A 23,251-nucleotide genomic window follows, 5' to 3' on the forward strand; every position below is an offset into this window, starting at 1 on the left:
AAAATTGGCACTTATAATTTTGAAAAAACACACTAAAATAACCAAATTAAAAGAAACTGCAACACAATTATGACGCAATAATTGTATTTATTTGCTGGTACAAAAGACCATCACTCAAAAAGGAACCTTGTTGTATTAATTCAAAAATTGAAGTGTTACGTTCTTCTGTAAACTCCTTTTTTCCAACTTTCATTTCAATAGTATCGGTAAACATATTATCGCTAAGCCATTGCAGTCCTTCTCGCGTCAAAAAATTAGTTTCAGGAACCAATGACTTTAAAACAATCGACTGAACATGTGTATCAAAACACTGAAAAAGGAAAATATGATTTTTAGAAAAATGTTCTAAATATTCTGCTTTTGTCAAAACTCCTTCCCACACTAAATCAGAAAAAACATCTAATTCTTGTTCAGCAACTTCTGGTTTTGAAGCTTTAATCGTATCCCATTCTGCTTTGTCGATCGCCTGAGTAGCGAGAAAAGTACTGAATTCTTGGTTCAATTCCTCAAATTGTTCTTTAGTTAGTCTTGAGTATTTCATGTCATTGCGAGGAACGAAGCAATCCTGTTCCCATTAGTTAAAAATTAATAATAATAATAATAATGTAATTGTTTGGCTCGTAGCAATACCATTAAACAAAAAAAATCCCGACTTCCATCGGGATTTAATTATATAAATTTATGAATTATGCATTTTCAGCAACAATTTCATAAGGCAATTCAATAATTACATCTCTGTGTAATCTAACGCTAGCAGCATATTTCCCTGTACGTTTAACGATCCCACTAGTAATGAATTTTCTGTCAATTACTTGACCACCTTTAGCTAAAGCCGCAGCAATATCAATATTCGTGATTGAACCGAATAATTTTTCACCACCTGCTTTTGCAAATATTTTAATTTCAATAGCTTTTAAAGCTTCTGCTAATGCTTGTGCATCTGCTACTACTTTTGCTTCTTTATGTGCTCTTTGTTTTAGGTTTTCAGCTAATACTTTCTTTGCAGAAGATGTTGCTAAATGTGCATGACCTTGAGGAATTAAAAAGTTACGTCCGTAACCATTTTTCACCGTTACAATATCATCTTTAAATCCTAAATTTTGAACGTCTTGTTTTAATATAAGTTCCATGTTGTTGTCCTTTATATAGAAGTTAGGTTTCATGTTTCAGAAAACCAACAACTGAGTTAATTTTTTATTTTAGTAAATCCGCCACGTATGGCATAAGAGCAATGTGACGCGCTCTTTTGACAGCTACAGACACTTTTCTTTGGTACTTTAATGAAGTTCCTGTTAAACGACGTGGAAGAATTTTTCCTTGTTCATTAACAAATTTCAATAAGAAATCAGCATCTTTATAATCAATATATTTGATACCTGATTTTTTGAAACGACAATACTTTTTGGTCTTGTTAGTTTCTATGTTCAAAGGAGTAAGATATCTGATATCTCCGTCTTTTTTTCCTGAAGCCGATTGTTGTAATGTTGCCATAATAATTAAGCTTTTGTAGATTTTAATTTAGTTCTTCTTCTTTCAGCCCAAGAAATAGCATGTTTATCAAGACTTACAGTCAAGAAACGCATAACTCTTTCATCACGTCTAAATTCAGTTTCAAAAGCAATTAGAACTTCTCCAGCTACTTTGAATTCGAATAAATGGTAAAAACCACTTTTTTTGTTTTGAATTTCGTACGCCATTTTTTTTAGGCCCCAGTCTTCTTTCGACACCATTTCTGCTCCTCTACTAGTAAGAAAATCTTCAAATTTGCTTACTGTTTCCTTTACCTGAACTTCAGATAAAACGGGATTTAAAATGAAAACAGTTTCATAATGATTCATAAAAATATATTTATTTGTTATTTGGGTGCAAAAGTAAACAATATTTCTTATTTCACAAACCTTATTTAGTATTATTCGCTGTGAAATAAAAAAAAAATCAAAAAGATTAGTTTTTTTTTAAAATAAAAAAATAGTAAATTTACCTAACCAAATCTAATAATAAATAGTATGAAACTAAACTGTGTTGTAGTAGATGATAGTTCTATCCAGAGAATGATTATTGCAAAGTTAGTTAATAATCACCAAAATTTGCACCTAATAGGCGATTTTTCTAACGCTATTGAAGCAAAAAGCTGCATGTCTATTCATAATGTAGACTTAATATTTCTGGATATCGAAATGCCGGTGATCAGTGGTTTTGATTTTTTAGATGGATTAAAAGTAAAACCTCAAATTGTTTTTATCACTTCTAAGGCCGAATATGCCATGAAAGCATTTGACTATGACGCGACAGATTATCTTCAAAAACCAATAGCAATTGATCGATTCAACGCTTCGGTTAAAAGAGCTATCGATTTTCATTTGCTAAAAAAAGAGAACAAAGAAGATGAAGGTGAACATATTTTTATCAAAAGTAATTTGAAAAAACTAAAAATCTTTACCTCTAAAATAAAATGGATTGAGGCATTTGGTGATTATGTTAGAGTTGTTACCGAAGAGGATAGCAATCTTGTACTTTCTACAATGAAATCTTTTGAAAATGACTTGTCAAAAGAAAAATTCGTTAGAGTACATAAATCTTATATTATTAACATCGATAAAGTAGAACGTTTTAACAGTAAATATGCCGAAATTGGAATGACAAAAATTCCTTTAAGCCGTCATAAAAAAGAAGATTTAGTTCGAGCACTTTCATTCTCTTAATTCCTTTGCATTTAATAAAAATCTACATTCAAGATAACTTTTATAGCCCTAAACTGCGCAACGGCCTCAAAGCTATTTAGCATTTTTTGAATCGTTTTTTTTGTGTTCCCAATAGAAACATTTTGAGGAATTTTGACAATAATTGTACGAATGTACTCATTTCTGATTCTGCTGATAGCCGGCTCCTCTGGACCTAATACTGGCATAACTAAATTTTGACTCATTACTTGATACAACCACATAGAACCTTTCTTCAACTTGTCAAAATCACGTTGTTTCAGCGTTAGTTTAATGATTCTAAAGTAGGGTGGATATTTATAAATTTGGCGATCATACAGCTGTTCATTATACATTCCTAAATAATCATTATTAGTCACTTGCTGTATTGTATTGTGATTGGGATTATAGGTTTGTACAATTACCTTCCCTTGTTTTTCTGAACGTCCTGCTCTTCCAGCAACTTGCGTCATCATTTGGAAACTTCGCTCAAAAGCCCTAAAATCTGGATGGTATAGCATATTATCAGCATTCATTATCCCCACTAAACTTACATTATCAAAATCTAATCCTTTGGCCAGCATTTGGGTTCCTACTAGGATGTCCATTTCTCTATTTTTAAAACTATCGATAATTTTTTCAAAACCAAATTTTCCTCGGGTCGTATCCTGATCCATTCTTCCTATCTTCGAATTTGGAAAAATAGTTAGTAGTTCTTGTTCAATTTGTTCAGTTCCAAAGCCTTTTGTGGTCAAATCGACACTAGAACAAGCGTGACAATGCGTAGGCTTAGCCATAGTGTATCCACAATAATGACAACGCAACTGATTTTTATGCTTATGATACGTTAAACTCACATCACATTGTTGGCATTGTGGCACGTGACCACAAGTGATACACTCTACAACTGGCGAATATCCTCTGCGATTTTGAAATAAAATCACTTGTTCTCCTAATGTTAATGCTTTTGTTATTTCTTCAATTAAAACATCGCTGAAATGTCCCGTCATTTTTTTTCGAAAGTACTTATCTTTCAAATCCACCAATTCTATATTGGGCATCATAACGTTTCCATAACGCTTAAAAATTTCGACTAAACCAAATTTATCGGATTTGGCATTAAAATAAGTTTCTATACTTGGAGTAGCGGAACCTAAAAGTACTTTTGCCTTGTGAGAATTTGCCAGAACTATAGCCGCATCACGTGCGTGATATCGTGGAGCCGGATCTGCTTGTTTGAATGTTTGTTCATGCTCTTCATCTACAATTATAAATCCTAAATCGTGAAATGGCAAAAATAAAGCGGATCTCGCTCCCATTACTACTTGCGATTTTTCAGAATTTTGTAAGACTTGATTCCACACTTCAATCCGTTCATTATTATTATATTTCGAATGAAATACAGCCACTTTATTTCCAAAATAAGCCCTCAACCGCCCCACTAATTGAGTCGTCAAGGCAATTTCAGGTAATAAATATAAAATTTGTTTCCCTGTTGCAAGATATTCTTCGATGAGTTTAATATAAATCTCGGTCTTTCCGCTAGAAGTTACCCCATGCAACAAGCACACCTCTTTATGACTGAAACTTTCTTTGATTTCCTCAAAAGCAATTTGCTGTTCACCACTTAACCGTAATTCACCATCTTTAATTTTTCCGTTGAAATTTACTCGGTCTTCCTGTAGAAAATAATCCTCAAATACTTCCTTTTCTATTAACGCTTTTATAATTGCTGATGAAGAATTAGCTTCTTCAATTAGTTTTTTTACAGTGATTGGCTTCGAGCCTTGAGTCTTTTCAGTTGCACACAATTGGAAATAACGCATCACGATTTCCTTTTGCTTATTGGCATTTTTCAATATTTCCAACAACGCTCCTAAGCCTTGATCGGTTTCATATTTAGAATGTAACCTAACGTATCTAACCAATTTAGGTTTATAATTTTCTTGAATTTCCTCTTGAAGAACTAATATATTTTTGTCTACTAATTTTTGAATAACAGGAAAAATATTTTTCTTGTTTAAAATAGCAATAATATCTTGGACTTTTAGTGAATTTTGCTGTTGCAAGGCCTCATATACTAAAAACTCGTCATCGGATAGCAAACTAGTATCTACAAATATTTCGGATTTTTGAGAAATCAGTGTTTCACTTTCCAGTAAAAGCGCACTTGGCATGGCACTGCGATACACGTCCCCGATGGCACTCATGTAATAAGAGGCGATCCAATGCCAATGCATTATTTGGATTTCGGTTACAATGGGCTTTTCATCTAGAATTTCATGTATTTCCTTAGCTTCATATAAAGCAGGTTTGTTTTGATGTATTTCAATAACTAAAGCCGTATAAATTTTACTTTTTCCAAAAGGAACTGCAACTCGCATCCCCTTTTTGATATACTCAAATTCTGCTTCAGACACGCTGTAAGTGAATGTTTTAGCTAGAGACAGTGGTAAGATAACTTCAACAAAGTACATTTATAATTGATTATGCATTATGAAATTTGAGTACTATTCAGAATTTTATTTGAACTCATACTTCTTAATTTATACTTATTTTACTCTTTTCCAAGTTTGTGTTCTTCCAAACAGGGCTACTCCAATGTATCCACGAACATCAAGCTTATCATTCCCGTCTAAAACCATAAAACATTTGTATAATTTTCCAGATGTTGGATCAAGAATTTTCCCTGAATTGTATTCTTTTCCATCTTTAGTAAGTCCTTTGATGATTTCCAGTCCCATAACTGGCTTGTTTTTTTCGTCACCAGAGCATTTCGTACACAAACTCTTTTTCTTTTCAGCGTCTAGTATATCGATAATTTTGCCATAAATTTTACCGGAACGTTCGTAAATTTCAACTATTGATTTAGCTTTACCACTTTCGTCGTCAATAGTTTTCCATTTTCCAATAACGCTATTGGATTGCGCATAAAAAGTCATTGAAACTAATAACACCAGACTAGTAATTGTATTTCTCATATTTTTATTTTTTAGCCCTGATAGTAGTGGAAATCCTTTTCTTTTTTTCTTTAAAAAAGAAAAGATTGTAACGAATAGCAGGAAATAGCTTCTAACTTTGAAACTATTTAGATTTAATAATTTACTCTTTTTTAGCTTTTAATTTATTTACTGTTGCATTCAATTCAAAACCTAACAGTAATATCATGCAGTTGATCCAAATATAAAACATCAAAATCAATAACGTTCCTATTGAACCATATAATTCATTATACTGTGAAAATTTTGTGACCCAAATCCCAAAAAAATAAGAATCTAAAATAATTAAAATGGTTGTAAAAACCGAGCCTATCGTAATAAATGCTCTGTTTTTGTCGTGTTTTGTACCAAATTTAAAAAGTATCGAAGTTGTCATCAGAATCATTAAAAGGACAAAAGCATAACGACCAATTACAATTAATTGAATTTGATCACTAAAAACTGTTTTTTGAATCAAAACCTCAAAAACTACGATTATTGCAACGGTCACTAATAGCAGCAACGACAATAATAATGACATGCCTAAGGCAACTAAATATTGACGGATAAATCCCCTTTTAATAAGGACGTGGCGAGAGGTTTCAAACCCTCCTAAAATTCCGTTTAATCCATTTGCCATCAGGAATATTGACAAAATAAAACCAGAAGATAAAAGTCCTGAATCACTATTAGTCAAAATATCACTGATGATTTTGTAAATTGCATCGTAGGTATTAGGAGGAACTCCATCCTTTACAAACATTAAAAAATCTTCTTGAAAACCTACGATAGGTATAAATGGAATTAGATTTAAAATGAAAAGTGCAAAAGGAAATAATGCCATAAAAAAACTAAATGCAATGGCGCTTGCATGATAGGTTAATGCGCTTTCAATGATTCCTAGTCCATATATTTCCATTAAATCATACAAAGACAATCCTTCTAACCAAGGAAGTTTTATCTTTTTTAAACCAAACATAAGATTCCGTACAATTGGAATTCTTCGTAGTTTTAATTCAATTGCTTTGCTCATATTGCTTTCAAACTCAAATCCATGTTGTAAACAGAATGTGTCAATGCGCCAGACGAAATATAATCTACGCCACATTCCGCGTAATTCCGAATCGTGTTTTCGTTAATATTTCCGGAGGATTCCGTCGAGCATTTTGTACCAATTAACGCTACTGCTTTTTTAGTATCCTCAAAATTAAAGTTATCTATTAAAATCCTATGTACGCCGTCACTTAGAAGAATTTCTTTGATTTCATCTAAATTTCTAGCCTCAACAACTATTTTTAAATCCAGATTGATTTCTTTGAGATACGCTTTGGTTTTGGCTATAGCCAAAGTAATTCCACCTGCAAAATCAATGTGATTATCCTTAAGCATAATCATATCATACAACGCAAACCGATGGTTTTCACCTCCGCCAATTTTGACTGCCCATTTCTCACAGGCTCTAAAACCTGGTGTTGTTTTCCGAGTATCGAGTATTTTAGTATTTGTTCCTTCTAACAAACGAACATAATCTTTAGTTTTAGTTGCAATTGCTGACATTCTTTGCATCGAATTCAACACTACCCGTTCTGATTTCAATATAGATTGCGAACTTCCAGAAACATGAAAAACAACATCTCCTTTTTTTACCGGAGTTCCATCCTCAATAAAAGTTTCAACCTTAAGATTACCATCTACATACTCAAAAATCATTTTTGCCAAAGCTACACCAGCAATAATTCCGTCTTCTTTTACAAGCAGTTTTGCTTTTCCTGTTGCTGATGCCGGAATACAAGCCAATGAACTATAATCACCTGGACCCACATCTTCCCTAATGGCGTTTTGTATCAGTATTTGTAACTCGCTAATGAACTGTGCTTCGCTAATCATTTTATGGACTTTTATGGAATGCTAAAGTAATGTATATTTTGTCGAATTGAAAACTTACAGACTGTGTTCTTTGTTACAAAGTAGTAAATCAGTCCTTATTGATCCAGAAAAAAAAGCCGGTTAAGAGCTAATTATTGGATTTCATACGACTCACAAATGCTATTATCATAAACTTTACACAATATGGAGCGTTGAGATTATAAATCAATTCTTTTATCTAGGGCAGCATTATTTAATATCCTATATTTGAAATTAGTAATTAAAAATCTATTTATGAAATCTTTTTTAAGTCTGCTTTTTGTATCATCACTACTCTTCATTTCTTGCAAAAAGGAAACAGAGACAACAAATATCGATTCAACAAATATCGTTCCCTTTACTGAAGTTGGTAAACAAATGCAGAATCAATCCCAGATTAATGGTCAGCAACAATCAAATACAAATACAGAACCAACAGTTGTTGCAGCTGGAATGAATCCGCCTCATGGACAAACAGGTCATCGTTGCGATATTGCTGTTGGCGCACCATTAAACTCCCCCGCAGCCAATGTTGCTGCAACACCACAACAAAACACGGTGATTCCTGCTAGTGCAAGTACTACAACACAACCGGAAACAACTATAACCGCTGAAGGCATGAATCCACCTCATGGGCAAACGAATCATCGTTGTGATATTGCGGTAGGTGCCCCTTTACCAAAGTAAGTATAAATCTGTTTCAATACAGTCAATAAAAGCTAGAAACAGCATTAATAAATTCCTTACCCTTATCATTATGAAACCAATTTTAATTTTTGATTTTAATTTAAAAAGTGACATAAACGGTTGGAAAATTGTGAATGACGCCGTTATGGGCGGTAAATCTGAAAGTGAATTTCACCTAAATTCAGATGGATTTGGAACTTTTGAGGGCAATGTTTCATTAAAAAATAATGGAGGTTTTTGTTCCGTAAAATATGTTTTTAAATCCATTAATTTGAAAGATGCCAAACACATTTGCATGCATTTCAAAGGAGACGGCAAACAATACCAGTTCAGGCTCAAAAAGTATCAAACTGATTCCCATTCGTTTGTATTTCCTTTTCAATCTACTACAGAGTGGCAATCTATCGAAATTCCAATAACCGATTTTTACCCTGCTTTTCGTGGACAAAAATTAGATCTGCCTAACTACGATGGCTCTAATTTAGAGGAAATAGCTTTCTTGATTGGCAATAAAAAAGAAGAACCATTTCAATTGATTATTGATCATATTGAAATAAAATAAATAATATGTTTTACGCAAAGTAAAAACACAAAACTTTTCAAATTTTTAAATAACCATTTGTCGTAACAATTTTGATCTCTTTCTTTTGACTTTTATTAATCGCAGAAAATTGACGATACAAAATCATAGAAAATTGTACCTGTCAATGAGCGTTTTAATTTATAAATTGAGATGAAAACCCCATGTTTTACGCAACAATACAATCTTAAAATCTGTTTTCGTACAAAAATTCCTTTCCTTTTTACTAACTTTGATAAAACTAAAAAATTCTATTAATGAAACCATCCTCAATTCTTTATTTGTTCGTCCTACTATTTATTTCTCATATTAACTATGCACAAACCACCGTCGATGATCCCGAAATAAAAAAAATGATAGCCGAAGTAAAATCGGAAAATATGGAAGCTACCGTTCGAAAGCTAGTGTCTTTTGGAACTCGACATACCTTAAGCGACACAAAAAGTAATACTCGCGGCATTGGAGCAGCACAGCGATGGGTTAAGTCAGAATTTGATCAATATGCTGTACTATCAGGTGGTCGATTAACTTCAGTTATAGATTTTTTTACCATCAAAGCAGACGGCAGACGCATCGCAACCGACAGTCAACTGGGTAATGTGATGGCAACTTTAAAAGGAACTGATCCCAAAGATGACCGCGTATTAATTATAAGCGGTCATCTAGATTCCCGTGCTTCTGATGTCATGGATGCTAAATCAGATGCACCAGGTGCTAATGATGATGCTTCTGGAGTAGCAGCAATGATGGAACTGGCTCGAATAATGAGCCAGAGAGAATTTCCTTTTACGCTGATTTTTGTAGCCGTAGTTGGCGAAGAGCAAGGATTATATGGAGCCAAACATTTAGCAGATGTTGCTAAAAACGGCAAATGGAATGTAATTGCGATGATCAATAATGATATGATTGGAAACAGTTTATCCAGCGGTACTTTATTGCGCGACAATACTCAAGTACGCATTTTCAGTGAAACGATTCCATTCCTAGAAACAGAAGCCGAATCAAAAATGCGTAAATCGACCAATCGTGATAATGACAGTCCATCCAGACAATTAGCCCGATATATTAAAACGGTTACTAATCAATACGTAGATCAATTAGATATTAAATTAGTCTACCGCAATGACCGTTTCTTGCGTGGTGGTGACCATACTCCTTTCAGTCAAAATGGATTTACAGCAATTCGTTTTTGTGAAATGAACGAAAATTACGATCATCAACATCAAAACGTTCGAAAAGAAAACGATATCCAGTACGGCGATCTTGCTGAATTTATGGACTTTGAATACATGAAAAAAGTAACTTGCTCTAATTTGGCTACTTTCAGTAATCTGGCCTGGTCTCCAAAAGCACCAACAAACGTTGGAATTGAAGTAAAAGACTTGACTAATTTTTCTACATTAGTTTGGACGGCTCCTGAAGGAAAATCAGTTCATGGATATAATATTCTTGTTAGAGAAACTTCTTCACAACAGTGGGAAAAAACAATATTTGTAAAAGATACAAAAGCTGAAATTCCATATTCAAAAGACAACTTTTTCTTTGCTGTACAAGCAGTAGATGCATTAGGACACTCTAGTTTACCAGTTTTCCCAATTCCAATTCGTTAAAACACAAAATTGTTTTAAATAATTCAGACATTCATAAAACCAATTTTTTTATTAATTCTGAATTCGTAAAGTGGTATTATTATTATAATTATAAAAAAGAAGCGTTTGCCTATGCAAACGCTTCTTTTTTGTTGTTTAAAATTAAATCTTTGAAGCTCGTAATAACTACTTATTATTTCTTTGCTACAAATTTTACGTGACTGGATAACACTATCAATAATTTCTTAAAATCCTTGGGCTTGAATCGCTGTAATCACGACTGTATTTATGATATCGTCAACCGTGCAACCGCGACTTAGATCATTTACAGGTTTATTCAAACCTTGTAGCATAGGCCCAATTGCCAATGCACCAGTTTCTCTTTGCACCGCTTTATATGTATTATTTCCTGTATTTAAATCCGGAAAAATAAGAACGCTAGCTTGTCCAGCGACCTCTGAATTAGGCATTTTGCTTTGTCCTATGCTCATATCAACTGCAGCATCATATTGAATAGGTCCTTCAATTTTTAAGTCAGGACGTTTTTTTCTTACTATTTCAGTAGCCGTTCGCACCTTATCGACCTCATTTCCTTTACCTGACGAACCAGAGGAGTATGAAAGCATGGCAATTTTAGGTTCGATCCCAAAAGCCAAACTCGAATCAGCAGATGAAATCGCTATTTCAGCAAGTTGTTCAGCAGTGGGATTTGGATTAATAGCGCAATCTCCAAAAACAGAAACGCGGTCTTCTAGACACATAAAAAATATCGATGAGACTACGGAACAATTGGGTTTAGTCTTAATGAACTGTAAAGCTGGCAAAATAGTGTGCTGCGTAGTATGTGCTGCACCAGAAACCATCCCGTCTGCATGTCCTTTGTACACCATCATTGTTCCAAAATACGAAACATCTTCCATTAAATCCCTTGCCATTCCAATTGTTACATTTTTAGCTTTTCGCAACTCAAAATATGTATTTACATAATCATCATAATGTTCTGATTCAATCGGATTAATGATTTTTACTTTAGAAAAATCAAAATCCAGCCCTAACTCTGTCACTTTATTTTCTATTTCTTTTTTGTTGCCAATAATTGAAATATCGACCACATCCATCGCTAACAATCGTGAAGCAGCTCTAATAATTCTTTCATCATTTCCTTCTGGCAACACAATATGTTTTCTATGTTTTCTGGCTCTTTTGACTAAATTATATTGAAACATTTTAGGCGTCATTCCTTCAGCTTCAAAAGTGATGAGCTTTTCAGCCAAATTATCTATATCGACATATTTTGAAAAAGTGGTAATCGAAATTTCAATCTTCTGCTTGTTATCCGCATAAATTTGGGATTTGATAGCCCCAATTTTATTGGTAATAAAGTATGTTCCCTCTTCAACAGCAATAATTGGAACAACTGGCGCAAGGCCTTCTATTAATTTCAAAATGCTAATTTCAGGCAAAATATTACCCGTTAATACAATGCCTGAAATAGCTGGATAATTGACGGATTCATTGGCTTGCAACGCCCCAAGAATAATATCAGCACGGTCTCCGGGGGTGATCACCAAACTATTCTCTTTTAGATGTAACAAATAGTTACACAGTTGCATGGCACCTACGCTAAAATTTCCAGTTTGATTGTTTAGGTAGGTAGCACCAAATAAGACTTTGGCATCTAATTTATTCACAATTTCCTGAACGGTGGGATTATTCAAGTTAGGAATCAGCGGAATAGAATTTACTAAAAGACCTTCAGGTAAACTTTTTTTCAATCCATTTGTTACTATTTCAATATTTTCAAGTTGTACTTTATTTGCAATTACGGCTAAAACCTCGACATCCTTGACTTTAAAAGAATCATACGCCAGATAAAGGCTATCAATTAATTCTTCTAGCGTTTTGCCTACTCCGGAACCTACAATAATGGTAGGAATACCTAAATTTTTAGCTATAAGCACATTCATATCTAACTCTATGACTGTACCTTCACCACTAAAACCAGTTCCTTCGACTAACACAAAATCGAAACGCTCTTCTAATTTTTTGTATTTTTCAATTATTAAATCCAGAACCTCTCCAATTTTTCCTTTGTTCTTCTTTTTGATTAATTTGCTTTTTGTAATCGCGTAAGCATCTTCAAAGTCAATATCTAAACCAAAATTACCAATTACTGTTTCGATGTGATTATCAAATCCACCTTCTTCAAAATCCTCAACAATGGGCCTAAAATAGCCAACTTTGGCAGTTTTACCCATCAATATGCTCATTAATCCTAGAGTAATAATTGACTTGCCGCTATTTTGTTCACTTGTTGCTATATAAATGGCTTTATTCATTTTTATTTTTTATTTAATTCCAAAATGTATTGGATGTCTTACTATTATTTGATTGTATATAAATAATTTTGTTGTTAGAACCACTGTCGTTTTTTAAAATATAAAATCATTCCTATTACGATCAAGAACATAAATCCCATAACGACATGATAGCCATATTGGTATTTAAGTTCTGGCAAATTTTCAAAATTCATCCCATATACACCGACAATAAATGTGAGCGGGATAAAGATTGCTGAAACAATCGTCAGTGTTTTCATAATCTCATTCATCTTATGCGTTTGTGCTGAGAAAAAGAAATTCGAAGCACTCTCAAGTGAGCCCATATCAGAGTCTATTTGCTCTAAAAGCTCTAGACTTTTTTGGTGCAACCGTGCAAAAAAACTAAAATTTTCCTTTTCTATTGCATTAAAAACATTATCATCTTTGATACTCTTGATATTGTATAAAGATTCCCGAAGCGGGATTATGGAGCGTTTCAAAAAATTAAAATTATCCCTGTGTTTTTCAATTTTTTCTAAGATAATCGGGTTGGCACTTTGTTTTGAAAGATTAATCAGTTCTTCTACTTTGTCTTCTTCATTTTCTAAAGTGATGTAGAAATTTTCCATAATGGCATCCAAAAGAAGGTACAGCAAGTAATCCGTTTTTTTGCTTCTAACAATGCCGGAATGAGTTCGAAGTCGTTCCCGTATATGCGTAAAAAAATCACTTCGCTTTTCTTGAAAAGAAATCAAAATCCCATCTTTTATCAAAAAACTAATTTGCTCTACACTTATGTTATCTGAATCACCCGCTGGAAGTAATGATTTAATATTAAAAAATAAAATATCCGACAACTCTTCTACTTTAGTTCTTCGCGTAGTGTTGAGAATGTCAGCCAAAATAAAATTATCTATTTTAAAATAATTTCCAATGGATGTGATGTACTCAATATTATTTAAACCGTGCAGATTAAGCCAATTGCTTTTTTGAAGATTAATGTACTTATCAAAATCTGCTACTTTAAAATCATCATATTCGGTAAGCATGACGTCATCAAAAACAAACAGCTGCATCTCAGACTCATTATCCTTATGAATTCCGGTGTATTCTAAATTATTAGGCTGCAGTTTTCTGCCTTTTTTAAATTTAATTTTTCTCATGCGCGATCATTTGTATGGCACTAAAGCGAAAAAATCACTCTTTTCTATTCTCACAAGTACAAGAAACGAAAAAAAGTTCTTGCTTTTATATTTTGAAAACAAAGATAAGGCGAAAAAACACACCCTTTCATGAGAAAAATCATATTACAACATTAAAAAACCATATTATTTAACAAATGTTAATTATTCGATTTTTTACGTACTGTTGCCCTATTTTTAAAAATATATCAATAAATTTGGATTCTAATTGTAAAAAAGAGAAAACTTCAACTTATTTACCACAACTAATCCTTAACCTTTTTAAAACATTTAACTAAATGCTAAAAAAAAAACTAACCCTAATTATTGTTTGTCTGCTATTTTTTTCCGTCCAGGATACATTTGCCCAAAGCAAAAAAAAGAAAAAAGCAGATAAAAATACCGTTACAGCGGTTGACTCTAAAGCGGCTGATGCCAAAAAAGAACCAAAACCTTATAAAAAAGTAATTGATACTACTGCTATTACGCAAAAAGGATTAATTGACGTTCATAAAGTAGATAATAAATATCTATTTGAAATTCCTGACTCTTTATTGGGAAGTGAAATGATGACCATTACCCGATATTCGAAGACTCCTGCCGGCGGAGGAATTTTTGGTGGAGAAGAAATAAACAGACAAGTTGTTCGATGGGAAAAAGGATTAAATAACAATATCCTTTTAAGATCAATTACTTATGTAATCATGTCACCAGACGAGGACAAACCCTTAGCTCAAGCAGTTAAAAACTCCACTTCAGATCCAATTATAGGTAATTACGATGTTCTAGCCTATAAAAAAGATAATGCTGGGGAAATTACCGGTTATGTAGTTGATTTAACGTCAACTTTTGATGCTGACGTTCAAACTTTTTCTTTAGATCCAATAAAGAAACAATTATTAAACATTCAAACGTTTCAAAAAGACAAATCATTTATTTCAAAAGTTAGTAGTTTTCCGATAAATACTGAAATCAGAAGTGTAAAAACGTTTACCACCACACCACCAAAAATTTCTACGACTCCAACACCAAAAATTGGAGTTGATTTACCTTCGGCTTTAGATGCTGGTGTAATTACTGTGGAAATAAATACATCGATGATTTTATTGCCAAAAACACCCATGCGTAAAAGAGAATTTGATGCACGCGTTGGATATTTTGCCAATCAATACGGTGTTTTTGAAGAAGAATCTCAAAAATCTAAAACCAAAGTATTTGCTGTCAGATGGCGTTTAGAACCTAAATCTCCAGAAGATGCACAAAAACAAAAAAATGGGGAATTGATCGAACCATTGAAACCTATTGTTTACTACATTGACCCGGCTACACCCGAAAAATGGAAAAAATTCATAAAACAAGGAATTGATGATTGGCAAGTTGCTTTTGAAAATGCAGGTTGGAAAAATGCCATCCGAGGAGAATATTGGCCAGAAAACGATCCTACTATGAGCTTAGAGGATGCTCGTTTTTCTGTACTAAGATATTTTGCTGCGGAAATCCAAAACGCTTATGGACCAAATGTTCACGATCCAAGAAGCGGTGAGATTTTAGAAAGCCACATTGGTTGGTACCACAATATCATGAGTCTTTTAAGAAACTGGTATTTGATTCAGACTGCTGCTGTAGATCCGGCAGCAAGAGCTAAGAAGTTTGATGATAAATTAATGGGAGAACTAATTCGTTTTGTTTCCTCGCACGAAGTAGGACATACATTAGGATTGCGACATAACATGGGAGCCAGTTCTGCAACACCAGTTGAAAAACTTAGAGATGCAGCATACCAAAATAAAAATGGACATACCTCATCTATAATGGATTATGCTCGTTTTAATTATGTTGCACAACCAGAGGATGGCGTTACTAGTTTATTTCCTAGAATTGGAGACTATGATAAATGGGCTATCAAATGGGGATATTCCTATTTTGAAGATACAAAAACGGAAGCTGAGGAAAAGGCATTTTTGAACGAAATGACGAAGGAAGCCTACAAGAATCGCCGTTTATGGTTTGGATCAGAAACTAGTCCTTATGATCCTAGATATCAAACCGAAGACATTGGTGATAATGCAATGAGAGCCTCTGAATATGGTATTAAAAACCTAAAAAGAATTTTGCCTAATTTATTAGAATGGTCTAAAGAAGATGGAGAAAGCTATGCTGAGTTAGACGAACTTTACGGAGCACTAACCGGTCAGTTTAGAAGATATATGGGACACGTAACTAAAAATGTGGGAGGAATATATGATAGTCCTAAAACGTATGACATGACTGGAAATCAATTTGAAGTGGTTCCAAAAAGCATTCAAAAAGATGCTGTAGCATTCTTAAATACTCAGTTATTCACTACGCCAAAATGGTTGTTGAATCAGGATATTCTTTCAAAAATTAATCCTGAAAATGGTGTCGAAGCAATCAAAGGAATGCAGGACGCAACATTGAATAGCTTGTTAGCTGGAGACAGAATGGTTCGCCTTTTAGAAACATCGTCTACCAGTAAAGACAATTATTCAGTAGATGAATTAATGACTGATTTGAGCAAAGGAATTTTCTCAGAATTGAAAAATAAAAATACTATTGACATCTACCGCAGAAACATTCAGAAATTATATGTAGACAAAATGATTGAATTACTTAAACCAGGTAATGCGAATGTTAGGTCGGTTCCGGTAGGAGTTACTTATGGCTTCAACACAAGAAAAGTAAATTTGGCTCAAACTGATTTACCTTCTATAGCCAGAGGCCAGCTGAATAGTTTAAAAAATGATCTGAAGTTATCGACTTCTGGAATGTCAGATCGAATAAGCAAATACCATGTTCTTGATTTAATTTCTAGAATAGGAGAAGCTTTAGACCCTAAATAATAAATTAAAAAAGGGAAAATGTTCTACAACATTTTCCCTTTTTTTTTGTGGCATGATGATCATTATTTCATCGTAGAATTGTGTGAAATATACAATTGTATTTCTTGGTTATTATCACGTTTTTAAACGCACCTTGTACAAACCGACAATGCTTGTTTATACGTAGGTCGTAGAAATACACTGCGGTGCGTCTTTACGTGATAAATAATAACAAAATTAAAACACCCGACTTGTTGCAAAAATAGGTCGGGTATTTTTTTGATGTAATTACATAAAAAAAACCGAACTATCGCTAGCTCGGTTTTTAAATTAAAAATAAAAAAAGTGATTAATCTTTTGAAGATTTAACAGCTAAACTGTAAATTACTAATCCAAATCCAATTTTATTGATAGCATCTGCAATGTTGTAAACTACATCAATATTACCAGAAGGAATAAATCCGTTGTACCATCCAGTTGTTCCCATCATGTATCCTAATGGATAAATTGACCATCCAACAAGGACAAACCAACATAAAATTTTATGTGCCTTTTGAACATCTCCTCCAGCTGCAGCAGCTAATTTAGAAGCTTCTCCTAACCAAATTTCATAAACAATTAAGAAGTAAGCTAATCCTGAAATTAATCCCCAAAAAGCAGCGCTATCTGTGAATACAACTTCTCCTAGATAACCAGTAACTAACATGACTACAGAATAAAAAATCATCTTCCATAATAAAGATTGTTTAGCACCTGCTACTTTTAGTATCAAGTAGAATTCTAAACACATTAACGGCACCGTTAGTACCCAGTCAACATAACGAAAGAACGTTGGTGACTCACCAAACGAAGCCCAATAATCTCTCATGTAGAAATAATGTACTGCAGCAATAAACGTGATTAATCCAGAAACTAAAACTGAAGTACGCCACTTTTTGTCAAACTGACTCAAAGACAAAAAGAAAAATGCGGAAGCAGCCATCATAGCCATACAACCTACAAAGAAAGTAAAACCTACATAATCGGTTGGGGATAATTTTCCGACTAATCCTGAAATAAACATAAAGTTTGTCATAAATAAATTATTTAAATTATTTTTGTTTAATCAAATGTAGCAAAAGATGAACAATAAAAAAGATTTTTTGTTTATTATTTTTTACTTATATTTCAACAATATTTAAATTTTATGAAAAATTACTCTAGTATAGCTATTGTCGCTAGCTTTTTCGGGTTATGGATGGATTCTTACTTTTCGACTAAACTTCAGATAATCTCTGGCTTTCTCTTGATATTTACCTTTGGAATCTTGCACGGCGCAAATGATCTGCTATTGATTAAAAACATAAATACTCAGAATCAGTCAATTGCTTCATTAAAAATACTTGGTTATTACGTAGCTGTAGTTTTAATAGGAATATTTTTGTTTTATGCGCTACCTCAACTCGCTTTACTATTATTCATTATGGTGAGTGCGCACCACTTTGGGGAACAGCAATGGCAAAATTTACAAGATGACTTTCCAAAATGGATTTTATTGCTATTTCAATTCTCTTATGGCTTCTTTATTTTATTATTGTTGTTTGCATTTAATTCTATTGAAGTACAAAGCATCATTTTGAACATCACCAAAATCAGTATTCCCATTGCTGTCTTTTGGATATTTCTTCAAATTATAGGGGTAATTTTAGTAGGTTTGCTTGCTTATTTTTATTGGAAACTAGAAAAAATCAGAAAAAAAATACAATTAGAGTTATTTTATTTAATTCTCTTTGCCATACTTTTCAAGTCCTCCAGTTTGATCTGGGGATTCGCAATTTATTTTGTTATATGGCATAGTATACCGTCCATAATTGATCAAATTAAATTTTTAAATGGCTCTTATTCCTTGAAATACTTTATCGCTTATTGTCGCGCCGCAGCAATTTATTGGTTGATCTCAATAATTGGAATAGTCCTTCTTTACTTTTTATTTAAAGAAGCGCGTCTATTCAATGCTTTGTTTTTTTCTTTTTTGGCAGCCATTACATTTCCACACGCTTTAGTTATTACAAGAATGTTAGGAGATAAAAAAGAATAAATAAATAAAGTCCATAAAAAAAACCGTTCACTAAGGTGAACGGTTTTCTAAATCAACAGTAAAGATGCACCGCAGTGCATGCATGCGATCAATTATTATTTTACTTCTTCAAATTCAACGTCTTCAACATTGTCCCCTTGAGCTGCTTCACCTTCTGGTTTAGCTGCTGCTTGACCTTGCTCTCCTTCAGCATACATTGCTTCAGTTGCTTTTTTCCATGCAGCATTAATGTTATCAAGAGCCGTTTGAATTGCAGGAATATCTTGAGATTGGTGTGCCATTCTCAATTCAGTCAATGCATATTCTACAGCCACTTTGTTATCATCAGATAATTTAGCTCCAAGTTCTTTCAATTGTGTTTCAGTTTGGAAAATCATTCCGTCTGCTTCGTTCAATTTTTCAGCTCTTGATCTTGCTACTTTGTCAGATTCAGCGTTAGCTTCAGCATCTTGTTTCATTCTTTCGATTTCTTCAGATGTTAATCCAGAAGAAGCTTCGATACGAATATCGTGAGATTTTCCTGTTCCTTTATCAGTTGCAGATACTTTGATGATACCATTAGCATCAATATCAAAAGTTACTTCAATTTGTGGAACTCCTCTTGGTGCTGGTGGAATACCGTCTAAGTTAAAACGACCGATTGTTTTATTATCAGCTGCCATTGCTCTTGCACCTTGAAGAACGTGTAGTTCAACAGTTGGTTGAGAATCCGCCGCTGTAGAGAAAACTTGTGATTTTTTAGTTGGAATAGTTGTATTAGACTCAATAAGAGTTGTCATAACACCACCCATAGTTTCGATCCCTAGAGATAAAGGAGTAACGTCAAGTAACAATACATCTTTTACATCTCCAGAAAGAACTCCACCTTGAATAGCTGCTCCAATTGCAACAACTTCATCAGGATTAACTCCTTTAGACGCTTTTTTACCAAAGAATTTTTCAACTTCTTCAGCAATTCTTGGCATACGAGTAGAACCTCCAACCAAAATAACTTCGTCGATATCAGAAACAGATAAACCTGCATCTTTTAGCGCTTTAGCTACTGGCGTCATAGAACGTTTAACTAATGAATCAGTCAATTGCTCAAATTTAGCTCTAGATAATTTTTTTACTAAGTGTTTTGGTCCTGAAGCCGTAGCAGTTACGTATGGCAAGTTGATTTCAGTTTCAGCAGAAGATGACAATTCAATTTTTGCTTTCTCAGCAGCTTCTTTCAAACGTTGTAATGACATTGGATCAAGACGTAAGTCAATTCCTTCTTCAGTTAAGAAATCAGCAGCTAACCAGTCAATAATTTCGTGGTCAAAATCATCTCCACCTAAGTGAGTATCTCCGTTTGTAGACAATACTTCAAAAACTCCGTCTCCTAATTCAAGAACAGAGATATCAAATGTACCACCACCTAAATCGTAAACAGCAATTTTTTGATCTTTACCTTTTTTATCTAAACCGTAAGCAAGTGCAGCAGCTGTTGGTTCGTTGATGATACGCATTACTTTAAGACCTGCAATTTCACCCGCTTCTTTCGTAGCTTGACGTTGCGCATCATTAAAGTAAGCAGGAACAGTAATAACTGCTTCAGTAACAGTTTGACCTAAATAGTCTTCAGCTGTTTTTTTCATTTTTTGAAGTGTCATTGCTGACAATTCTTGTGCAGAGTATAAACGACCATCAATATCAACGCGTGGTGTATTGTTGTCTCCTTTTACTACTTTGTAAGAAACTCTTTTTGCTTCAGCTGTAATTTCTGAAAAAGAATGTCCCATGAAACGTTTGATAGAAGCAATAGTCTTAGTTGGATTAGTTACCGCTTGTCTTTTTGCAGGATCACCTACTTTAATTTCTCCACCTTCAACAAAAGCGATGATAGATGGTGTTGTTCTTTTTCCTTCTGCATTAGGAATAACAACTGCTTCATTACCTTCCATTACAGAAACACAAGAGTTTGTCGTACCTAAATCAATTCCGATTATTTTACCCATTTTTACTATATTTAATTTTATTGTATACTTGTTTTAATGACTCGGAGTCGATAAGTCAATCTTTGTGCCAATACAAAACCCGCTAATAAATTGTCAGTTTATGTTAAAATTGGCGTAAAAAAATCTGACAAGATGACATTTCAGAGGGTTTGTCATTCTGACGGAAGTTGGAATATGGAGCTATTTCCCGCTCTCCGCTGTATCTTTATGTTCTTAAAGAAAGAACATAAAGGATGCCGCTACGATCCGGGCTAGGAAATCTGATTCCTAAGTTTATTTGTTTCTATTCAATTACCTTAAAATTTCAATACTAATAATTCGTAATAAATGAACTACATTAGCAGAACGATAAAATGCTATTTGTAGCGCTAAGCAACCTGATTTTGGGGTGATGTGCGCTAAATTGTAGCGGGTATATATGAGTTATAAGCCATTTAAAATCACCGGGAGAACAATATTCTATGAAAAAAACAGGAAGAAACGACAAATGTCCATGTGGAAGTGAAAAAAAATACAAAAATTGTTGCTTAAAAAAAAGTAGTAAAACGGAAGTTACAAAGGCAATCTTTCCAAGTGTTTATCAATTAATTACATACAAATTCTTTGAAGAAGGACATATTGACATTGATAAAGAATTAAATAAATATGAAAATGAAATATTTAATTCAATTTCTGATTTAACGAAGTCTAGTTCAGATATTTTAAAAGACTATATCAACTATACAGAAAAATTAATAAAAAAAATTGCTTCAGAACACTCTACCTATGAATTGCTTTTTTGGTCAAGAAGACTAGGACCAAAAAATATTTTCGATATTGCCGAACTTTCTGTAATGCTATATAGAGAAGTTCAAAGCTTGAGCTTTTACAAATATGGAATTAGCGAGGAAAACATTATTATAGATGAAACCTTTTCAGTATTTCCAAAAAGCATTGAAGCATATAACAAATTAGAATATACTGTAATCTTAGAAAAACTTAGAAATGAGAACCTGCCAGAGAGCATCTACACTGTTATTTCAGACGTTATTAGAATTGAAATTTTAAGCTTTATCTACATCAAAGGAACACAGTCTTACCGCATAGCTAACAAAGGATGCGAGATTGTTTTTGATGATATTAACAAACTAATTTTACCAAAAATCAATAAGGATATAGGTTTTCTGATTGACATGTATGACGAAAGACTTTCAAATACAAATTTATTTTCGAGAACTGGATCTTATCTTGCAAATACATTAAACAAAGAAAACCCTTACTTCTGCCCACTTTTTCAGTTGAATGTGGATCACAAAGAAAAAACAAAAATAATTAATTTTAAGAATGAAGCGTATTTAAAAATATTTACAAAAGAAGATAATATAATTAATATAGAAACAAACTATTTGTTTGGGGCTCTAAACATTGATAATATTTATAACTTTTTAAAATTATTTGAGGAAGAATTTTACGAATATTATTCATTTTCAGTCATCGACTTTATATTATTTCTTGGTTACTTAGGCCAAAAAATCATAATAGATTCATCTCAAAGCCTCGATTCGCAATGTCAAATTTTAAACAGAGCATATATTATAGCTAAATTCAATATTACAACATTCAGCGAAGATTTTGATAAAACATATCCAAACCTTCACAAAATGATTTTTAAAACGGAAATTGATCATAAAATAGATACAATTAAAATTTTAAAAAGATTCTTGTTAGAAAAGGATAATAAAAACGATATTGATTTATGGACTAGAGGACCTAAACGATTTTTATATCAATTATCAAACGACTTTATGGTTGTTGATTATACCGGTTTGACTGATATTATCTCATTTGTAGTGAAAGAAATTACAAGTGTTGATGGAGACGTTGGTAATAGAAGAGCTATTTATTTTGAGGATTCTTTAAATTCTGAGATAGAATCAGTCTATAGCAAAGAAAAAATGTGGGTATGCAGAAATGAAATTACTTCTGGAAAATTAAAAAAGGAAATTGACGCTTCGTTGATTATTGGTGATGTGCTTTTTCTAATTGAAGCAAAGGCAGTAAATGTCTCATTTGGATTTGATAAGGGTGATAAATTGGCTGTAACTTATCGAACAAATAAAATGAAAAGTGCATTGAAAGAAATAAATGAAAAAGCCGAATTCATTCATAAAAACAAAAAAAATTTAAATCCAAAACTACCAGAAGGCATAAGATATCTTTGCCCAATAGTTGTATCATCAAATCCTGAATATATTTGGAGTTTAGAAGAAGAATTATTTATTTCAAAAGAATTAAAATTTCCAAGAATTATGGTTATTCCTGATATTGCGAAGTTAAAAGGATTAGATCTAACTGAATTAAAGAAGAAAAAATGGCTAATTAACTTATAAAAAAACGGCTACAAAAGCTTTTACAACGGATTTGGGCAATTGG

Annotated in this window: 19 protein-coding genes; 7 read left to right on the forward strand and 12 right to left on the reverse strand. The window is 33.1% G+C overall.

Going from position 1 to position 23,251, the window contains the following annotated elements; genetic code table 11:
* Positions 1-67: 67 nt before the first annotated feature.
* The 4 genes from ACEN2F_RS01960 to rpsF form a co-directional block, all read right to left on the reverse strand.
* Complete coding sequence (locus ACEN2F_RS01960) at positions 68-541, reverse strand: DUF6495 family protein (RefSeq protein WP_441735339.1); 474 nt, start codon at positions 539-541, stop codon at positions 68-70.
* 145 nt (positions 542-686) lie between these two features.
* A complete protein-coding gene (gene rplI / locus ACEN2F_RS01965; protein WP_441735342.1) occupies positions 687-1,130 on the reverse strand; it encodes a 50S ribosomal protein L9 in 444 nt (147 codons plus the stop codon).
* A gap of 64 nt (positions 1,131-1,194) precedes the next feature.
* Entirely contained in the window at positions 1,195-1,491 is a 297-nt protein-coding gene (gene rpsR / locus ACEN2F_RS01970; protein ID WP_086454224.1) for a 30S ribosomal protein S18, read from the reverse strand.
* A gap of 5 nt (positions 1,492-1,496) precedes the next feature.
* Positions 1,497-1,838: a 30S ribosomal protein S6 gene (gene rpsF / locus ACEN2F_RS01975; RefSeq protein WP_035671622.1), complete on the reverse strand. Its 342-nt coding sequence runs from the start codon at positions 1,836-1,838 to the stop codon at positions 1,497-1,499.
* A 168-nt stretch (positions 1,839-2,006) separates the two neighbouring features.
* On the opposite strand from rpsF, the gene ACEN2F_RS01980 reads away from it, so the two are divergent.
* Complete coding sequence (locus ACEN2F_RS01980; RefSeq protein WP_441735345.1) at positions 2,007-2,702, forward strand: LytR/AlgR family response regulator transcription factor; 696 nt, start codon at positions 2,007-2,009, stop codon at positions 2,700-2,702.
* Positions 2,703-2,713: 11 nt separating this feature from the next.
* On the opposite strand, the gene priA is transcribed toward ACEN2F_RS01980, so the two are convergent.
* From priA to nadC, 4 genes are all read right to left on the reverse strand, one after another.
* Positions 2,714-5,176 (reverse strand): replication restart helicase PriA, encoded by a 2,463-nt coding sequence (gene priA, locus ACEN2F_RS01985; RefSeq protein ID WP_441735347.1) that lies wholly within the window; start codon positions 5,174-5,176, stop codon positions 2,714-2,716.
* Between the two features lie 75 nt (positions 5,177-5,251).
* Positions 5,252-5,680 carry a DUF2147 domain-containing protein gene (locus ACEN2F_RS01990; protein ID WP_441735350.1) on the reverse strand — a complete coding sequence of 143 codons (429 nt, stop codon included), beginning with the start codon at positions 5,678-5,680 and terminating at the stop codon, positions 5,252-5,254.
* A gap of 121 nt (positions 5,681-5,801) precedes the next feature.
* Positions 5,802-6,710 carry a YihY/virulence factor BrkB family protein gene (locus ACEN2F_RS01995; protein WP_441735352.1) on the reverse strand — a complete coding sequence of 303 codons (909 nt, stop codon included), beginning with the start codon at positions 6,708-6,710 and terminating at the stop codon, positions 5,802-5,804.
* The gene (nadC, locus tag ACEN2F_RS02000) at positions 6,707-7,564 is read right to left on the reverse strand and encodes a carboxylating nicotinate-nucleotide diphosphorylase (RefSeq protein WP_441735355.1); all 858 of its coding nucleotides are present in this window, start codon (positions 7,562-7,564) and stop codon (positions 6,707-6,709) included. Before nadC ends, ACEN2F_RS01995 begins: the two co-directional genes overlap by 4 nt.
* Before the next feature lie 396 nt (positions 7,565-7,960).
* On the opposite strand from nadC, the gene ACEN2F_RS02005 reads away from it, so the two are divergent.
* The 3 genes from ACEN2F_RS02005 (at position 7,961) to ACEN2F_RS02015 (ending at position 10,459) form a co-directional block, all read left to right on the forward strand.
* Positions 7,961-8,269 (forward strand): hypothetical protein, encoded by a 309-nt coding sequence (locus ACEN2F_RS02005; RefSeq protein ID WP_441735358.1) that lies wholly within the window; start codon positions 7,961-7,963, stop codon positions 8,267-8,269.
* A gap of 70 nt (positions 8,270-8,339) precedes the next feature.
* Positions 8,340-8,831, forward strand: a complete 492-nt coding sequence (locus ACEN2F_RS02010; protein WP_441735360.1) for a CIA30 family protein — start codon at positions 8,340-8,342, stop codon at positions 8,829-8,831.
* 275 nt (positions 8,832-9,106) lie between these two features.
* On the forward strand, positions 9,107-10,459 hold the full coding sequence (locus ACEN2F_RS02015) for a M28 family metallopeptidase (protein WP_441735362.1): 1,353 nt from the start codon (positions 9,107-9,109) through the stop codon (positions 10,457-10,459).
* A gap of 224 nt (positions 10,460-10,683) precedes the next feature.
* Here ACEN2F_RS02015 and pta read toward each other — a convergent pair whose 3' ends face one another.
* Both pta and corA read right to left on the reverse strand, forming a co-directional pair.
* Complete coding sequence (gene pta, locus ACEN2F_RS02020) at positions 10,684-12,777, reverse strand: phosphate acetyltransferase (protein WP_441735363.1); 2,094 nt, start codon at positions 12,775-12,777, stop codon at positions 10,684-10,686.
* Positions 12,778-12,851: 74 nt separating this feature from the next.
* Positions 12,852-13,922, reverse strand: coding sequence for a magnesium/cobalt transporter CorA (gene corA / locus ACEN2F_RS02025; RefSeq protein ID WP_441735366.1), 1,071 nt, complete (start codon positions 13,920-13,922; stop codon positions 12,852-12,854).
* Positions 13,923-14,239: 317 nt separating this feature from the next.
* Between corA and ACEN2F_RS02030 the strand changes: the two genes are divergently transcribed.
* Positions 14,240-16,801 (forward strand): zinc-dependent metalloprotease, encoded by a 2,562-nt coding sequence (locus ACEN2F_RS02030; RefSeq protein WP_441735368.1) that lies wholly within the window; start codon positions 14,240-14,242, stop codon positions 16,799-16,801.
* A gap of 328 nt (positions 16,802-17,129) precedes the next feature.
* On the opposite strand, the gene ACEN2F_RS02035 is transcribed toward ACEN2F_RS02030, so the two are convergent.
* Positions 17,130-17,855, reverse strand: coding sequence for a bacteriorhodopsin-like (locus tag ACEN2F_RS02035; RefSeq protein ID WP_441735371.1), 726 nt, complete (start codon positions 17,853-17,855; stop codon positions 17,130-17,132).
* A gap of 111 nt (positions 17,856-17,966) precedes the next feature.
* Here ACEN2F_RS02035 and ACEN2F_RS02040 point away from each other — a divergent pair, with 111 nt between their 5' ends.
* Positions 17,967-18,857 carry a Brp/Blh family beta-carotene 15,15'-dioxygenase gene (locus tag ACEN2F_RS02040; RefSeq protein WP_441735374.1) on the forward strand — a complete coding sequence of 297 codons (891 nt, stop codon included), beginning with the start codon at positions 17,967-17,969 and terminating at the stop codon, positions 18,855-18,857.
* 95 nt (positions 18,858-18,952) lie between these two features.
* Here the strand turns inward: ACEN2F_RS02040 and dnaK are convergent, their stop codons facing one another.
* Positions 18,953-20,839, reverse strand: coding sequence for a molecular chaperone DnaK (dnaK, locus tag ACEN2F_RS02045; RefSeq protein ID WP_441735377.1), 1,887 nt, complete (start codon positions 20,837-20,839; stop codon positions 18,953-18,955).
* A gap of 461 nt (positions 20,840-21,300) precedes the next feature.
* Between dnaK and ACEN2F_RS02050 the strand changes: the two genes are divergently transcribed.
* Entirely contained in the window at positions 21,301-23,208 is a 1,908-nt protein-coding gene (locus ACEN2F_RS02050; protein WP_441735379.1) for a YecA family protein, read from the forward strand.
* Positions 23,209-23,251: the final 43 nt, after the last annotated feature.

Source organism: Flavobacterium sp. W20_MBD1_R3 (assembly GCF_052119725.1).
Taxonomy (GTDB): Bacteria; Bacteroidota; Bacteroidia; order Flavobacteriales; family Flavobacteriaceae; genus Flavobacterium.

Bases quoted from the DNA above. Each gene is read 5' to 3' on its own strand.
- ACEN2F_RS02035 (WP_441735371.1), bottom strand. From the start codon at position 17,855: ATGACAAACTTTATGTTTATTTCAGGATTAGTCGGAAAATTATCCCCA.
- corA (WP_441735366.1), bottom strand. From the start codon at position 13,922: ATGAGAAAAATTAAATTTAAAAAAGGCAGAAAACTGCAGCCTAATAAT.
- rplI (WP_441735342.1), bottom strand. From the start codon at position 1,130: ATGGAACTTATATTAAAACAAGACGTTCAAAATTTAGGATTTAAAGAT.
- ACEN2F_RS02040 (WP_441735374.1), top strand. From the start codon at position 17,967: ATGAAAAATTACTCTAGTATAGCTATTGTCGCTAGCTTTTTCGGGTTA.
- ACEN2F_RS01995 (WP_441735352.1), bottom strand. From the start codon at position 6,710: ATGAGCAAAGCAATTGAATTAAAACTACGAAGAATTCCAATTGTACGG.
- ACEN2F_RS01990 (WP_441735350.1), bottom strand. From the start codon at position 5,680: ATGAGAAATACAATTACTAGTCTGGTGTTATTAGTTTCAATGACTTTT.
- priA (WP_441735347.1), bottom strand. From the start codon at position 5,176: ATGTACTTTGTTGAAGTTATCTTACCACTGTCTCTAGCTAAAACATTC.
- ACEN2F_RS02015 (WP_441735362.1), top strand. From the start codon at position 9,107: ATGAAACCATCCTCAATTCTTTATTTGTTCGTCCTACTATTTATTTCT.
- ACEN2F_RS02010 (WP_441735360.1), top strand. From the start codon at position 8,340: ATGAAACCAATTTTAATTTTTGATTTTAATTTAAAAAGTGACATAAAC.
- ACEN2F_RS02050 (WP_441735379.1), top strand. From the start codon at position 21,301: ATGAAAAAAACAGGAAGAAACGACAAATGTCCATGTGGAAGTGAAAAA.
- ACEN2F_RS02030 (WP_441735368.1), top strand. From the start codon at position 14,240: ATGCTAAAAAAAAAACTAACCCTAATTATTGTTTGTCTGCTATTTTTT.
- ACEN2F_RS01960 (WP_441735339.1), bottom strand. From the start codon at position 541: ATGAAATACTCAAGACTAACTAAAGAACAATTTGAGGAATTGAACCAA.
- nadC (WP_441735355.1), bottom strand. From the start codon at position 7,564: ATGATTAGCGAAGCACAGTTCATTAGCGAGTTACAAATACTGATACAA.
- ACEN2F_RS01980 (WP_441735345.1), top strand. From the start codon at position 2,007: ATGAAACTAAACTGTGTTGTAGTAGATGATAGTTCTATCCAGAGAATG.
- rpsF (WP_035671622.1), bottom strand. From the start codon at position 1,838: ATGAATCATTATGAAACTGTTTTCATTTTAAATCCCGTTTTATCTGAA.
- rpsR (WP_086454224.1), bottom strand. From the start codon at position 1,491: ATGGCAACATTACAACAATCGGCTTCAGGAAAAAAAGACGGAGATATC.
- dnaK (WP_441735377.1), bottom strand. From the start codon at position 20,839: ATGGGTAAAATAATCGGAATTGATTTAGGTACGACAAACTCTTGTGTT.
- ACEN2F_RS02005 (WP_441735358.1), top strand. From the start codon at position 7,961: ATGCAGAATCAATCCCAGATTAATGGTCAGCAACAATCAAATACAAAT.
- pta (WP_441735363.1), bottom strand. From the start codon at position 12,777: ATGAATAAAGCCATTTATATAGCAACAAGTGAACAAAATAGCGGCAAG.